The organism is Asticcacaulis solisilvae (genome assembly GCF_017875235.1).
In the GTDB taxonomy this organism is placed as follows: Bacteria; Pseudomonadota; Alphaproteobacteria; order Caulobacterales; family Caulobacteraceae; genus Asticcacaulis; species Asticcacaulis solisilvae_A.
In genome coordinates this window covers 47,738-63,133 of the sequence record NZ_JAGGMI010000017.1, presented here as the reverse complement: position 1 = coordinate 63,133, position 15,396 = coordinate 47,738, and the positions used below count along the sequence as shown (strand labels likewise).

10 protein-coding genes are annotated in these 15,396 nt (G+C 62.5%); 5 read left to right on the top strand and 5 right to left on the bottom strand.

What is annotated here, in order from left to right; translation table 11 throughout:
- Nucleotides 1-106 precede the first annotated feature (106 nt).
- Nucleotides 107-2,854: a TonB-dependent receptor gene (locus J2X24_RS20280; protein ID WP_209725514.1), complete on the top strand. Its 2,748-nt coding sequence runs from the start codon at nucleotides 107-109 to the stop codon at nucleotides 2,852-2,854.
- 282 nt (nucleotides 2,855-3,136) lie between these two features.
- On the top strand, nucleotides 3,137-4,255 hold the full coding sequence (locus tag J2X24_RS20275; RefSeq protein ID WP_245344988.1) for a glycoside hydrolase 5 family protein: 1,119 nt from the start codon (nucleotides 3,137-3,139) through the stop codon (nucleotides 4,253-4,255).
- Here the strand turns inward: J2X24_RS20275 and J2X24_RS20270 are convergent.
- Nucleotides 4,252-4,989 carry a FadR/GntR family transcriptional regulator gene (locus J2X24_RS20270; protein ID WP_209725513.1) on the bottom strand — a complete coding sequence of 246 codons (738 nt, stop codon included), beginning with the start codon at nucleotides 4,987-4,989 and terminating at the stop codon, nucleotides 4,252-4,254. The genes J2X24_RS20275 and J2X24_RS20270 overlap by 4 nt on opposite strands.
- Nucleotides 4,990-5,283: 294 nt before the next feature.
- On the opposite strand from J2X24_RS20270, the gene J2X24_RS20265 reads away from it, so the two are divergent.
- Together J2X24_RS20265 and J2X24_RS20260 are read left to right on the top strand one after the other, a co-directional pair.
- Nucleotides 5,284-6,300 carry a glycoside hydrolase family 43 protein gene (locus tag J2X24_RS20265; protein WP_310005055.1) on the top strand — a complete coding sequence of 339 codons (1,017 nt, stop codon included), beginning with the start codon at nucleotides 5,284-5,286 and terminating at the stop codon, nucleotides 6,298-6,300.
- A 173-nt stretch (nucleotides 6,301-6,473) separates the two neighbouring features.
- A complete protein-coding gene (locus J2X24_RS20260) occupies nucleotides 6,474-9,158 on the top strand; it encodes a glycosyl hydrolase (RefSeq protein ID WP_209725512.1) in 2,685 nt (894 codons plus the stop codon).
- On the opposite strand, the gene J2X24_RS20255 is transcribed toward J2X24_RS20260, so the two are convergent.
- The 4 genes from J2X24_RS20255 to aceA all read right to left on the bottom strand — a co-directional run bounded on the left by J2X24_RS20255 (nucleotide 9,155) and on the right by aceA (nucleotide 13,538).
- Nucleotides 9,155-10,270 (bottom strand): NAD-dependent epimerase/dehydratase family protein, encoded by a 1,116-nt coding sequence (locus tag J2X24_RS20255; RefSeq protein WP_209725511.1) that lies wholly within the window; start codon nucleotides 10,268-10,270, stop codon nucleotides 9,155-9,157. The two genes, J2X24_RS20260 and J2X24_RS20255, sit on opposite strands and share 4 nt — an antisense overlap.
- A gap of 69 nt (nucleotides 10,271-10,339) precedes the next feature.
- The gene (aceB, locus tag J2X24_RS20250; protein WP_245344986.1) at nucleotides 10,340-11,902 is read right to left on the bottom strand and encodes a malate synthase A; all 1,563 of its coding nucleotides are present in this window, start codon (nucleotides 11,900-11,902) and stop codon (nucleotides 10,340-10,342) included.
- Between the two features lie 137 nt (nucleotides 11,903-12,039).
- Nucleotides 12,040-12,246, bottom strand: coding sequence for a hypothetical protein (locus J2X24_RS20245; RefSeq protein ID WP_209725507.1), 207 nt, complete (start codon nucleotides 12,244-12,246; stop codon nucleotides 12,040-12,042).
- 11 nt (nucleotides 12,247-12,257) lie between these two features.
- Entirely contained in the window at nucleotides 12,258-13,538 is a 1,281-nt protein-coding gene (gene aceA, locus J2X24_RS20240; RefSeq protein ID WP_209725505.1) for an isocitrate lyase, read from the bottom strand.
- Between the two features lie 329 nt (nucleotides 13,539-13,867).
- On the opposite strand from aceA, the gene J2X24_RS20235 reads away from it, so the two are divergent.
- A complete protein-coding gene (locus J2X24_RS20235; RefSeq protein ID WP_209725503.1) occupies nucleotides 13,868-15,280 on the top strand; it encodes a helix-turn-helix domain-containing protein in 1,413 nt (470 codons plus the stop codon).
- The last annotated feature ends 116 nt before the right edge of the window (nucleotides 15,281-15,396 follow it).

Below are 15,396 nucleotides of genomic sequence, written 5' to 3'. Positions count from 1 at the left end.
ATTAAAAAACGATTGATCTCGTGATCATATAAATAATATAACAAGTGCAATGAGCGCGCCGTCACCCGGGATGCGCCCAAGACATCAAGCAAGTAGGGAACAGGGAATGAAACTCAAAGCTTACATCCTGGCTACGGCATCGACCGTATCCATCCTGGCCTGGGGCGGCTCCGCCACGGCCCAAACCGCACCTGAAACATCTGCGCCAGCCGCCGAGGCCCCGGCCGACAACGATGCAATCGTCGTCACCGGCCTGCGCCGCAGTCTCGCGACCTCGCGCAACATCAAGAAGAACGCCGATCAGATTGTCGATGCCGTCGTCGCGTCGGAAATCGGCAAGCTGCCCGACACAGCGGTGTCCGACTCGCTGGCGCGTGTGACCGGCGTCACCGTCGGCCGCAACGGCGGTGAAGCCGACAGCGTGCTCGTGCGCGGCCTGCCGAACATCGCCACCAGCTATAACGGCCGCGACATCTTTACCGCCGAAGGCCGTTTTGTGGCCTCGCAGGACTTCGCCGCCGGCAACGTTGCTGCGCTCGAAGTCTACAAGTCGACGACCGCCGACCAGGTCGAAGGCGGCATCGCCGGCCTGATCAACGTCCGTGGCCGCCGCCCCTTCGATTTCAAGGGCCGCGAAATCTCGGGCATGTTCAACTATCTGTATGCCACCCAGTCCAAGGATTACGCGCCGAACGGAAACCTGTTGCTCAGCAACCGCTGGTCGACCGGCGCCGGTGAGTTCGGCGCCCTGTTCAACGTTTCGTATAACCGCTTCCACTATATCGACTCGAAGCGTTTCATCGGTTCGTTCGTCAGCGCCACCCTGCCGGGCGGTACGGGCACGCCCAACGAAGCCCTGTACGCCGGCAAGCGCTTTGGCGACCTGATCGGCATCAACTACGCCGAACACGACCGCGAACGCCCGTCGGCCAATGCGGCCCTGCAATGGCGCCCGAACGAGGAGCTCGAGCTGTACGCCGACTTCCTGTATCAAGGCTACCGCTCCAAGGTTTCGGACCGCAACATGGAAGTGCCGCTGTGGGGTGGCAGCCAGTACAGCGATATCGCGCTGAGCCTTGACGGCAGCCGCGTCGAAAGCATGAAGGTCACCAACCCGGTCCGCGTCCAGGGCTGGCAGGCCGCCACGACCGGGCGGACGGACACCTATCAGATCGCCACGGGCGGTAAGTGGAAGTCGGGGCCGTGGACCCTGACGGCCGACCTGGCCTCGACGCAGTCGAAGTTCTTCCTATCCGTCTACAGCTGGGACTACGCCTTCACCAGCAGCCCGGCGGTCAATGTCGATTATGACGTCGGTGAGTACGGTGGCGTGAACTTCACCTTCGACAATTTCGACACGACGAATCCGGCCAATGGCAAGTTCCGCGGCTTCTTTGACCGTCAGCTGTCGGCGCGCGGCCGTGACGTCCAGTTCCGTACCGACGTCGACTATCGCACCGAACTGTCCTTCCTGCCGCGCGTCCGCTTCGGCATCCGGGCGGTGGAACGCCGCGCCGCGTTCGACAACGGCGAGCGCTACGTCAACCTCGAAGGCGCCAACATCCTGCTTCAGGACACCGGCCTCGATATCGTCACCACGACACCGGGCTTTGTCGGCGAGACCTATCCGACCGTCCGCAGTTGGGCAGGACCGACCTCGGCCTCCGTCCGCGCCAATGTCGAGAAGCTTCGTGACCTGGTCGGCTTCCCTGACGGCCCGCCGCCCTACAACCCCAACCAGTTCTTCGACGCGAACGAAAAATCGACCGCATTCTATGGCCAGGTTGACTATGCCTTCGACATCGGCATTCCGGTCGACGGTATCGTCGGTGTCCGCGTCGTCGAGACGGATGAGAGCGTGAGCTCAAGCCAGCGTACGCTCGACAGCAGCTATACCGACACCCTGCCGACGGCGACCATGCGATTCCACCTGTCGAACGACACGCAGATCCGCCTGGCCGCCAACAAGACGCGGACGCGTCCGAACTTTGGCGACCTGAATCCGAACTATGTCGTCAATTCGGGCACGCGCATCGAATATGACTCGGCCACCAATGAGTATTTCCGGTGGGGCGGCGGTTCGGGCAATGTCGACCTGAAGCCCTACACGTCGGACAATGCCGACATCACGTTCGAACACTATTTCGGCGCGACGGGCATCTTTGCGGCCAACATCTTCCACCGCAAGGTTGACGGCTTCATCAGCTATCAGACCATCAAGATCATCGATGACAGCTTCACCAACGACCCGACGCCGGATCCCAACAACAACGGCTATGCGACCGACACGCAGAATGTGCGTATCAGCGTGCCGTACAATGCCAATACGGTGACGTTCAAAGGTGCGGAAGTCCAGTTCACCAGCTTCTTCGATTATGACTTCCTGCCGCAATGGGCGACCCATTTCGGCCTGCAGGCCAACGTCACCTACATGCAAAGCGAACTGGCGCCCTGTGAGACGGCCGCGAATGCCTGCGAGCAGGACAGGAACCAGCCAGGTGTGTCGCGCTGGAGCGGCAACCTGACCGGCATGTACGAAAACGGCCCCTGGTCGGCCCGCATGGCGTACAATATGCGCAGCAAGTGGCTCAATGTCTGTGATTCCGTTGCGGAATGGGGCGGAAATCCGGGCTGCGAATATACGAAGGGCACCGCCCGTTTCGACTTCTCGGCCAGCTACCGGATCAACGACAATCTCACCATTGCCACCGATCTCAACAACCTGTTCCCGAAGCCGTTGCGCACCTATCGCGTCTACATGAACGACATCGCCGGCGGCGGCGAAGGTATCTACAACACCCAGATCCGGACCGAAGAAACGGTGTACTCCGTGGGCCTCCGCTTCCGGTACTAGAGCGATATGGCGAAAAGTGTAAGCGGCTTTCGCCTTAAATATCGCGACAAAAACAAAAACTTAGATCGGTATGATGTGTCCTTAAAATCATACCGATCTAAGCGCTCCCCTGCGTCTTCCTGGAAACTTGCCTCCCTGCCCGTGACCCCGGGCCGGGAGGTTTTGTTTTGGCGGGGCTTTCTGCCACTTCGGCATTTGACCGGCGAAGGAGGCTGTGGCAGGTTTATTCATATAAATCTTATATATGTTGCGTGCATGCGTAACGGAGTTGGGTAAGAATTCATGATGTCTTCCGTTCAGGCGCGCATATCGACCGGCGCGGACGCAGCCGGCCCCCGCTGGACCGCGCAGGCCGCGCAGGACTGGTACGTCAGCCAGCCCTGGCTGGTTGGCTGTAATTTCACGCCGTCGACGGCGATCAACCAGCTTGAGATGTGGCAGGCCGAGACCTTCGATCCGTTGACGATTGACCGAGAACTGGGCTGGGCCGCCGGTATCGGCATGAATACCGCGCGCGTCTTCCTGCACGACCGGCTGTGGGCTGACGGCCGGGGGCTGATCGGTCGCATCGATACCTTTCTGACCATCGCCCAGCGCCACGGCATCCGGCCGATCTTTGTGCTGTTCGATTCGTGCTGGGACCCGAACCCGCAATCTGGTCCACAGCGCGCGCCGCGTCCGGGCACGCACAATTCCGGCTGGGCGCAAAGTCCGGGTACCGATGGCCTGCGTGACCCGGCGCAATATCCGCGGTTCGAAGCCTATGCCAAAGGCGTGGTCGGCGCCTTCGCGCAAGACGCGCGTATCCTGGCCTGGGACGTGTGGAACGAGCCCGACAACCAGGGCGGCGCCACCTATGCCCAGCTCGATGAAGCCGAGAAGATTAGCTTGGTTGCCGGGCTGTTGCCTCAGGTCTTCGAATGGGTGCGCAGTGTATCGCCGACTCAGCCGCTGACCAGCGGGTTATGGCACAATGATGACTGGTCGCCGGGTGGGCCTCTGAATGCCGTCGAGCGCATCCAGGTTGAGCAGTCCGACATCATCAGCTTTCACAATTACGACTGGCCGGAAACGCTTGAGGCAAGGATCGCGCAATTACGCCCCTATGGCCGCCCTTTGCTGCTGACGGAATATATGGCGCGCGGCAACGGATCCACCTTCGATTCGGCCCTGGTCATCGGCCGCCGCGAAAACATCGCCATGATCAACTGGGGTTTCGTCGTCGGCAAGACGCAGACCAATATGCCGTGGGATTCGTGGCAGAGGCCCTATGTCGATATCCAGCCAACCCTCTGGTTCCACGACATTTTCCATGCCGATGGCCGGCCGTACCGCCAGGCCGAGGTCGACATGATCCGCCGCATGACGCGCGAAGCCGAGTCGCAGCGTAAAGCTGTTTAGAGCTCGCGCTTGTCGGCCTCTTCCTGGGCATGGATGACCAGCAGGACGTCATTGACGATCAGGTGCATGGCGGCATAGGCCCGCTTCGGGTCGCGGTCGAAGATCGCCTTCATGATGTTCTCGTGCGCTTCCAGGTTGGGCGTTGCCTGATTGATGCGCGTCGTGAACTGAATCGAGGTCTTGAGCGCCGTGCGGATCAGTTCCTGGAACTGGTAGTAGAACGGATTGCCCGAGGCGAACAGGATCGAGATGTGGAAGTCGATATCAGCCAGGGTCGGGTCGCCGTCGCCGCCATCGGCGCGGACCATGCGCTCGAAGGCCAGCTTCATGCGTTGCAGGTCCTCGTATGAGGCGTTCTGCGCCGCCAGTTCGGCCGCCTTGGGTTCGACCGACACGCGCAGCTCGGTGAACTGGCGCAGCAGACGCAGCGAGAACTTGCGTTCCAGCAGCCAGCGCAGGACGTCCTTGTCGAGCAGGTTCCATTGCAGTGTCGGCTGAATGACGGTGCCCTGGCGCGGGCGGGCGATCAAAAGCCCTTTGGCCGTCAGCATCTTGACGGCTTCGCGGGTGACCGAGCGGCTGACATTATACTGTTCGGCCAGGACGGCCTCGGTCGGAAAGACCTTGTTGTCGTAATAGCCGACAACGATCGCCTTACCGAGATGGTCGAGCAGTCCTACGGTCAGGTTGCGGCCCAGAGACAAGGTCGAGCCGGACTCTTTTTCAACGTGCATAGATGGCTGTAATACCGAAGAGATTTAAAACATCCAGACCGGTAGTGATATGGCCGAATTCGTCGGACGGCAAGTCGTTTGCCGCCTAATTGTATTATAGATCGGATCGAAGCGCTTCCAGAACTATTGAAATAGATGCGGACAAGTAACGTTCGCGACAATCTGGTTTTCGCGCCGCAGCTTCATGCTGCGTCATCCTGCGAAAAGCCGGCCGCAAACGCAAGATTTCGATTGCGCTGCGCATCGATCCTTCATATTGTATTATAAATAAGATAAATAATGGAGGATGTCTTGGTGAGGGTTTCCAGGTGTTTTTCGCTTCTTGCCGTGCTGGGCGCGCTGGCTGTGTGTGGGCCGGTCATGGGCGCGCCGGCGCAGACCTTTACCAATCCGCTGATGCCATCGGGGCCGGACCCATGGGTGACGCGCGACGGCGATACCTATTACTATATGCACACCATGGGCAACCGGCTGGTCATCTGGAAGACCAACGACATCTCAACCCTGGCCGAGGCCAAGCGCAAGACGGTGTGGCTGCCGCCGCGCTTCGGTCCTGCCGCCATCTCGCTGTGGGCGCCGGAACTGCATAAGATCGACGGCAAGTGGTACCTCTATTACACGGCCGCCGAAGCCGGGTTCGACGATGACGATCACCGCGGCGTCTTCGTGCTGGAAAACAGCAATGCCGATCCGACGGCGGGTACGTGGGTAGACAAGGGCCGGGTGAACACCGCCCGCCCAGGCATCGACGGCACGACCTTTGAATATGGCGGCCATCGCTATTTCGTCTATTCGCCCTATGTCGGGCCGGACAGCGTGCTCAGCATCGCGCGGATGAGCAATCCGTGGACGCTTACCGGCGGCGAGACCATTATCGCGCGGCCCGATCTCGACTGGGAGCGCCAGGGCGGCCGCCAGATTTTGGAGGGACCGGAGTTCCTGCTGGGGCCGGACGGCCAGCTGTTCATGACCTATTCGGCCAGCGCCTGCTGGTCGGACGACTATGCCCTGGGCCTTCTGAGCGCACCGGCCGGCAGTAATCCGCTCGACGCCAAGGCCTGGACGAAGTCGCCGAAACCGGTCCTGGCCAAGTCGGTGGCCAACGGCGTCTATGCGACGGGTCATAACGGCTTTTTCACCTCGCCCGACGGCAAGACGAACTGGATCATCTATCACGCCAATCCCGGCCCGAATATGGGCTGTACGTCTAAGCGCGCGCCGCACATCCAGCCGTTCAACTGGGGCGCGGACGGCCTTCCGCAGTTTGACGAGCCGCTGAAGGAAGGCGTGCCGATCGAGGCGCCAAGGTGAGTGGCGCGAGAATGGACATGGTCGCGCACAAGACAGGAGCATCAGGATTTAGCGGCGTAAATGCGCGCAGCTTAAGCTTGCCCTCTGAGCGATGGGACGGATTTGATGTGATCGAAATTGTTTGATTATGATTGCATGCCGGACTACCCTGACCGACACACAGGGAGGCCGTCATGCAGAAACGGAATCGGTCCGGAACAGATATAGCTAGGGGGATGGAGCGCCGCGCCTTCCTGACGCTGACGGCCGGACTGGGCGCCATGATGGCGGTGACGCCGCGCGCCATGGCCGCCGGCACATCCTTATGGACGGATTTCATATCTCCGCCGGCGGATGCGCGGCCCATGGTCCGTTGGTGGTGGTTTGGCGGCGCGGTCGAACCCGATGAGATCGTCCGCGAAATCAAGGCGATGAAGGCCGGTGGCTTTGGCGGATTCGAGATCCAGCCCGTCTATCCGCTGTCGCTCGACGACCCCGAACGCGGAATCCGCAACAAGCCCTACCTGTCGAAAGACTTTCTCGATGCTGTTACGGTCGCGGCAAAGACTGGCCGCGAGGAAGACCTGCGCGTCGATATGACGCTCGGCTCCGGCTGGCCGTTCGGCGGGCCGCACATCACCGCCGACAAGGCGGCGGCGCGACTGATCAAGCAAGAGATGCCTGTCGCCGCCGCCGCGTCGTCCGTAACCCTGCCGGAATTGCCCGAGGCCAACCGCTATCTGGCGGCTTTTGTCGGAAGCGATGCCGTGGCCATAGGCGCGGATCGCGCGGTGTCCTTTGCGCCGTCCGACACCACCCGTACGCTTTATCTCATCATCCAGGGCCGCACGGGCCAGCAGGTCAAACGGCCGACTGTCGGTTCCGAAGGCTTTGTGCTCGATCATATGAATCCTGTGGCAGTGCAAACCCATCTGGACAATGTTGGCGCGCCGCTGCTCAAGGCCTTCGGCGCCAACCCGCCGCACGCCATCTTCAGCGACAGCCTGGAAGTCTATGGCGCCAACTGGACCGACGATCTGCTGGCCGAGTTCAAGACGCGGCGCGATTATGACCTGACGCCGCATCTGCTGAGCCTGTTCGTCGATAAACCGGACTCGGCCGGGGTGCGCTACGACTGGGGCCTGACCCTGTCGGAGCTGGTCGATGAACGCTATCTGACGCCCGTGCGCGAATGGGCGAAGGCAAAAGGCACGCTGTTCCGCTCGCAGACCTATGGTGTGCCGGCCGTCACCCTGTCGTCGAACGCCCTGGTCGATCTGGCCGAAGGCGAGGGGGCGGAATGGCGCGGCTTTTCGACGGCGCGCTGGGCCAGTTCGGCCAACCACATATTTGGCCGGCCGGTCACCTCGGCCGAAAGCTGGACTTGGCTGCACAAGGGGGCGTTTCGCGCCACGCCGCTCGATATCAAGGCCGAAGGCGACGTGCTCCTGTTGTCGGGCATCAACCAATTCATCGCCCACGGCTGGCCCTACACACCGCCAAAGGTCGCCGAGCCCGGCTGGGCGCTCTATGCCGCCGCCGTCTTCAACGACCATAATCCGTGGTGGCCGGTCATGGCTGACGTCAATCTCTACTTCCAGCGCATGAGCTGGCTGCTGCGTCAGGGCAAGAATGTTGCCGATGTCGCCATCTACCTGCCGACCGAAGACGCGATGGCCTCCTTCAAACCGGGCGCGGAGGCGACGATCAATGGCCAGATGCGCAGGCGCGTTCCGGAAGAGCTAACCAGCACACTTCTTGATGCCGGCTACAATTTCGACTTCATCGACGGCGATGCGGTCCTGGCCAGGGGCATCGACTATCCCGTCCTGATCCTGCCGCGCGTCGAGCGCATTTCGCCCGATGCCTATGAGCGCATCCAGCGCTATGTGCAGGACGGCGGGTTCGTTATCGCTCTGGGGGCGCCGCCCATCCAGGCACCGGGATTACTGACCGGCAAGAGCGGCGGCGACCGCGTGGCAGCGGTTTCCAGGACGCTGTTTGATGGCGGCGGCAAAGGGGCGGTGGCCCCCGACGAGGCGGGGCTGAAAAGCGCGCTGGGCGGTCTTCTGCCGCCGGACATCGACGGCATGGTCAGCGGGCTTGGCTTCATGCACCGGAAGCTGGCAGGCAGCGATGTCTATTTCGTCGCCAATACGACCAATCAACCCCTCTCGGCCAGGCTGCGCTTCAGGGGGCAACAGGCGGGGCAGGTGTGGGACCCGGTATCCGCACGGGTTTTCAATTATAGCCCGCAGGACGCCGTGGCGCTTGCGCCGTACGAATCGCGCGTCTTTGTTTTCGGCGACGTCGGTAAGGCGTCATCACCGGCCCAGACGGTCCGAAGCGTCCCGCTGTCCGGAGGCTGGACGCGCAAGGTCGGCCAGGGCAGCGCGCGTCCCGTCGACGCCTTTGCCTCGTGGGCGGATGAGGCTTCGACCACCTTCTTTTCCGGCGGCGCGGTCTATAGCCGCGAGGTGGATATCAGCGCCGCCGATCTGGCGGGCAAGTCCGTCCGTCTCAATCTCGGCGAAGGCACGCCGTCGGCCGACAGCGGCGTCAAGGGGCCCGGCATGCTGGCGCATCTCGACGCGCCGGTCCGTGACGCCGCCGAGGTCGTCGTCAACGGCCGCCGCGCCGGCGCCATCTGGTGCGCGCCGTTCGAGCTGGAGATCGCGCCTTTCCTGAAGCCGGGGGCTAACCGGCTGGAAGTGCGCGTCTACAATACCGCCATCAACCTGCTGGCCGCCCGCCCGCCGGAGGACTACGGCGCGCTCAATGCCAGGTTCGGCGAGCGCTTCAAACCGCAGAACATGGACAATCTCAAGCCCTTGCCGTCAGGATTGCTCAAGGTGCCGGAACTGCGCATCCGCGATTAGACCGCGTTAAGGGCCTTGGCTTCGTCCTCGGGCGATGGGCCGGTGCCGGCCTTGGCGAAATCGAAATCAAGCGGATGGTTCAGGCGGAACCAGTCGAAATTACTCTCGATCGATTGCCGCAGCGGCCGGAAGCGCAGGCCGGCCGCCACACCCTTCGCGTAGCTGATGCGGGCGAAGCCCGGAACGATGGTGGCGGGCGCCCACATCGGCGTATTGGGAATGACCTGCCCGGTCCACACGACTCTCGCCTGGCCACCGCACACCGCTCGCGCCGTTTCGACATAGTCGCGCGTGGTCAGTCCCCGGTCCGGGCCGACGGCATTGAAGGTGCCGGACTGTCCCGTTTCGCTCAAATGCAGCAGGAATTCCGCCACGTCATTGACGTCGATGACCTGCAGCGGATCGGAACCGTCGCCGGGCGCCGCGATGACGGTGTCGCGCATCAGCCGCGCCAGCCAGTAGAATTTCGACGGATCGTCGTCTTCGATGCCGGCGCCGATAATGCCGGACGCGCGGACTATGGTGTGGTTGCTTGGGAAATGCTGGCAGACCACATCTTCGCACATTGCCTTGCGCGCCCCGTAGCTGCCGAACTCGTCTTCGACCAGATCGGGCTTTTCGGTGAAGGCGCCCTTCAGTGCACGGACCGGCGAGGTTTCCGTCAGGCCCGGCCTCGAAAAGCTGTCATAGACGCTGATGCTCGACATCAGGATGTAGCGCTGTGTGCGGCCTTTCAGTTTTTCGCAGGACGCCGTGACGAGGCGCGGATAATAGGCGTTGAGGTCGATCACTACGTCCCATTCGCCGGTATCGAGGCTCGACAGGCCGTTGTCGTGCTCCGGATAGCGATTGCCGATCCGGCGTTCGATGCTCTTGAACAGGTGTGGCCGTGTCTTGCCGCGATTGAACAGGGTGACGGTGTGGCCGCGCGCCACCGCGGCGCGGACCAGGGCCGGCCCCAGATAGTGGGTGCCGCCAACGACCAGTATCCGCTGCGGGCGGGTGGACAGGGGCGCGGCCAGAGTCGGGCCGAAACTGTGCGCTCGTGCACCAAACGGAACAAGCGCCGCGCCAGCGGCCGCGAGCACAAGCCTGCGATTTATCTCCGTCATCACCTTCAGCCCCGAACGTTTCCTACGACGCTTTTCGTAGGTTGGGCTTGTGGCAATTCGATGGCGGATTCAGTTCAGCGCTTCGTAGGCCGGAACGGTCAGGAAGTCCGCGCAGGTGGGCGCGATGGCCAGTTCCGTGAACAGCCGGCGCGCCGTCGCGAATTCGCCGCCGGAGAAGGGTGTCATCTCTTCTTCAATCAGCATCCGGACCAGGCCTTCGGTCACGACCTGCCCGTCTTCGAGCGTCGCGCCGTGGCGGATCCATTGCCAGACCTGGGTGCGCGAAATCTCGGCCGTCGCGGCATCCTCCATCAGATTGTAGAGCGGCACGGCGCCGCGCCCGCGCAGCCAGGCTTCGATATACTGGATGCCGACGCGGATGTTTTCGCGCAGGCCCTGTTCGGTGCGCGTGCCGACGTGCACCTTCAGCAGGTCAAGCGGGCGCGTCTGCACTTCGGTGCGCAGGCGGTGCAGGTTGTTCGGCGTCGGCATCAGCCGGTCGAAGACCTCCATGGCGACCGGCACCAGGTCGGGGTGCGCCACCCAAGTGCCGTCGTGGCCGTCGCCGGCCTCGCGCTCCTTGTCGGCGCGGACACGGGCGAAGGCGGCGGTGTTGGCGGCGGCATCGTTCCTGACCGGGATCTGCGCCGCCATGCCGCCCATGGCGAAGGCGCCGCGCCGGTGACAGGTCTTGATGAGCGCCAGGCTATAGGCGCGCAGGAAGGCGTCGCCCATGACCATCTTCGACCGGTCCGGTGTGACGAAGGTCGGGTTCTCGGCAAAGGTCTTGATGAAGCTGAAGATATAGTCCCAGCGCCCGCAGTTCAGTCCGGCGATATGATCGCGCAGTTCATAGAGAATCTCGTCCATTTCGAACGCTGCGGGCAGGGTCTCGATCAGGACGGTCGCCTTGACCGCGCCCTGGGGCATGCCGAGATAGTCCTGCGTAAAGGCGATGACCTCGTTCCACAGCCGGGCTTCGAGATGGCTTTCCAGCTTGGGCAGGTAGAAGTAAGGGCCTGAGCCCTGCGCGATCGCGGCCTTGGCGCAATGGAACATGTAAAGCCCGAAGTCGAACAGGGCGCCCGACATCGGCTCGCCCCTGACCTGGGCGTGGCGCTCATCCAGCCGCCAGCCGCGCGGGCGGATTTTCAGGACGGCCGGTGTGTCGCTCAGTCGATAGGCTTTGCCGGTTGCTGGATCATCATAGCTCAGCGCACCTGCCCAGCGGTCTTTCAGGTTTATCTGGCCGTCGATGCAGTTGGCAAAGGTTGGCGAATTGGCGTCCTCGAAATCGGCCATGAAGACCTTGGCGCCGGAATTGAGCGCGTTGATGATCATCTTGCGGTCGACCGGGCCGGTGATCTCGACGCGACGGTCCAGCAGGTCGGCGGGGATCGGCGCGACGGTCCAGTCCGTCTCCCGAATGTGCGCGGTCTGCGGCAGGAAGTCGGGCAGGGCGCCGGCGTCGAATTGCGCCTGACGCGCGCGGCGTGCCGCCAGCCGTTCCTGGCGCTTCGGCTCGAAGCGCATGTGCAACTCCGCCAGAAAGGTAAGAGCTTCAGGCGTAAGGATTTCCGTCATGCGTCCGGTGACGGGAGCGGCAATGTCAACGGTAGGCGTTGTGGTCATGATCTGGTCCAGAGGCATTGGACGGGTCCCTTATCACAATGAATAATAAATCGCGCCCTTCCCGCTTGGTGAGGGGACGGGAAGGGCGCTTCGGCAGGGGCGGCTTATAATTGTTCGTTATGGGCCGACCCTGAAGCCTATTCGTAGCCGTGCGCGGCTTCGTTGATGGTCAGCGCCGGCATGCGGGCGAAATCGACCGAGACAGTCTGCGGCACACGCGCCTGGAAGGTCTTGATGACGTGTTCCATGCGGCGCGTGACTTCGCGGGTGGTTTCGGCGTTGGGATCGAGTTTCAGCGGGGCCAGGCAGAAGTCGATAATGGCCTGTGGGCGGGACATTTCCATGGTCTTATTCCTTATTCAGCCGCGAACTGGGCTGTTTCGGTGGATTCCTTCATGGCGGTGGTCGACGACCGGCCGCTGGTGATGATTTCGGCGACGCGGTCGAAATAACCGGTGCCGACTTCGCGCTGGTGACGAGTGGCGGTGTAGCCGCGCGCCTCATTGGCGAACTCGCGCTGCTGCAGTTCGGAATAGGCGGCCATGCCGTGGTCGCGGTAGCCGTCGGCCAGCTCGAACATTGAGTTGTTCAAGGCATGGAAGCCGGCGAGGGTAACGAACTGGTACTTATAGCCCATAGCGCCCAACTCGCGCTGGAAGCGGGCGATGGTGACGTCGTCGAGTTTGGCCTTCCAGTTGAAGGACGGCGAGCAGTTATAGGCCAGGAGCTTGCCCGGATGGACCTTGTGGACGGCTTCGGCAAAGCGGCGCGCGTCGTCGAGGTCGGGGTGCGAGGTCTCCCACCACAGTAGATCTGTGTAGTCGGCATAGGCCAGGCCACGCGCGATGCAGTGATCGAGGCCCGTGCCCGGCTTGAGGCGGAAGAAGCCTTCGACCGTGCGATTGTCGCGCTCGATGAACGGATGATCGCGCTCATCGATGTCGCTGGTGATCAACTGCGCCGATTCGGCGTCGGTGCGGGCGACCGTGAGCGTCGGCACGCCCATGACGTCGGCGGCCAGGCGCGCGGCGATCAGGTTGCGCTCGTGCGCCTGGGTCGGGATCAGCACCTTGCCGCCCAGGTGGCCGCACTTCTTTTCCGAGGCCAGCTGGTCTTCGAAGTGGACGCCAGCGGCACCGGCCTCGATAAAGGCTTTCATGATCTCGAAGCTGTTGAGCGGGCCGCCGAAACCGGCTTCGGCATCGGCCACGATCGGGGCGAACCAGTCGCGTTTTGCCCCGCCTTCGGAGTGCTCGATCTGGTCAGCGCGTTGCAGGGTGCGGTTGATGCGCCGGCACAGTTCCGGCGCGGCATTGGCCGGATAGAGCGACTGGTCCGGATACATGCTCGACGCCGTATTGCTGTCGGCCGCGACCTGCCAGCCGCTCAGGTAAATAGCCTTGAGGCCGGCGCGGACCATCTGCATGGCCTGGTTGCCGGTCATGGCGCCCAGCGAGTTGATGAAGGGCTCGGTGTGCAGCAGGCTCCACAGGCGGTTCGCGCCGCGTTCCGCCAGGGTGTGGTGGATCGGGAAGGAGCCGCGCAGGCGCAGGACATCCTCGGGCGTGTAGGGGCGCGTAATGCCGTCGAACCGGCCATCGGGCGCATTGGGGACAAGGTCTTGGAAGGTGGTCATGGGCGGGGTCTCGGAGCGGTGGGGGAGGTGGAAGCGGGGATGGGAATGGCCTGCATGCGCGCGGTCATGAGAAGGCCGGGCAGAAACAGGCCGGAGGAGGCAGCGTACACGGACGGCACATCCCAAATAGCGAACAGCGAAGTGAATGTCGGTGGTTTTGTCATAATCTGTCTCCTTTCTGGTCGATCGCGTCCTGCGGTCGTGAGACGGATTGAACGCTTTGTTTGAATGGAAGTATAGTGTGCGAGCGCCGGGATCAGCGTCATTTGGAAAACAATGACATTTGTAGATTTGTAAAAATGTGACAATGTTTCCAGCGGAGGTGCGACATGGCGAACGTCGAGCGGAAACTTTACCTGGGCGGGCGTCTGAAGCGGCTGCGCTACGATCTCAATCTGTCGCAGACGAAGATGGCCGAGGACCTTGGCGTCTCCGCGTCCTATCTCAACCACTTGGAGCGCAACCAGCGGCCGGTGACGGCCCAGGTGCTGTTGCGGCTGGCGTCGGCCTACGATCTCGACCTGCGCAACTTTACCGCCGAATCCGAGCCGTCGGGCGAGGCCGACCTGGTCGAAATCTTCGCCGATCCCCTGTTCAAGGACCTCAAACTGCCGCGCCGCGAAATTTCCGACCTGGTGGCTTCGTCGCCCGTCGCCGCCGAAGCCATTACCCGGCTCTACCGCGCCTATGCCGAGCGCAGGAAACGCGACGCCGTCGAAGCGCGCCGGCCTGAGGACGATCTCGACCAGTCGCCGGCCGACTGGGTGCGCGACCAGATCCAGGCGCACCACAACTTCTTCCCGGAACTCGACGATCTCGGCGAAAGGCTTTTCGAGGCCTTGGGCGGCGATCCGCACACGCTGGAACAGGCGGCGACGCGCCGGCTGGAGACGCAATACGGCATCAATATCCGCCTGATGCCCGCGCAGGTCATGATGATGTATCAGCGCCGCTTCGATCCGCACCGGCGCCGGTTGATGATTTCCGAAACGCTCGGCGCCTCGTCGCGACGCTTTGCCGTCCTCTATCAGTTGGCGTGGTCCGAACACGTCGCCGACATCAAGGCCATATCTGAGCGGGTCAAGGCGCCGGATCTGGCGTCGGAACGCCTCTACAAGATCGCCCTGATCAACTATCTGGCGGCCGCGACCCTGATGCCCTACGCGCGCTTCCTGGAGACGGCTGAACAGAACGCCTACGACATGGAGCTGTTGCGTGCACCGTACCGTGTGTCGTACGAACAGGCGGCGCAGCGCCTGACCACGCTGTCGCGGCCCGGCAGTCGCGGCGTGCCCTTCTTTCTGATGCGCATCGACAGCGCGGGCAACGTCTCGAAACGCTTCTCGGCCGGAAGTTTCCCGTTTTCCCGATATGGTGGCGCCTGCCCGCGCTGGAATATCCATCAGGCCTTCCAGACGCCGGGACGCATTATGCCGCAAGTGATCGAGACCCCGGGCGGTCAACGTTACTTCACATTTTCCAGAACCCTGAATCGTGGTTTGCGGCCCTATGCCGACGGCGCCTGGTCGGAGCAGGCGGTGGGGCTGGGCTGCGAACTGAAGCATGCCGGACGGCTGATCTATGCCCGGGGGCTCGATCTTGCCAACCCGAACGCGGTCGAAACCGGGCCGATGTGCCGGCTGTGCGAGCGCCCCAACTGCCGGGAACGCGCCGCGCCGCCGGCCGTCAAGGCGCTGCAGGTCGACGAATGGATCAAGGGCGTGACGGCTTTTCCATTCTGATTTAATGGCTCTGGTGATTGTCTATGCGCATTATTGATCAATTTTGCAAATTGATGCGACAGTTTGCAGGAAATGTGCGCGTATAACCTCGGTATGGCGGCTGGGCTCGCCATAAA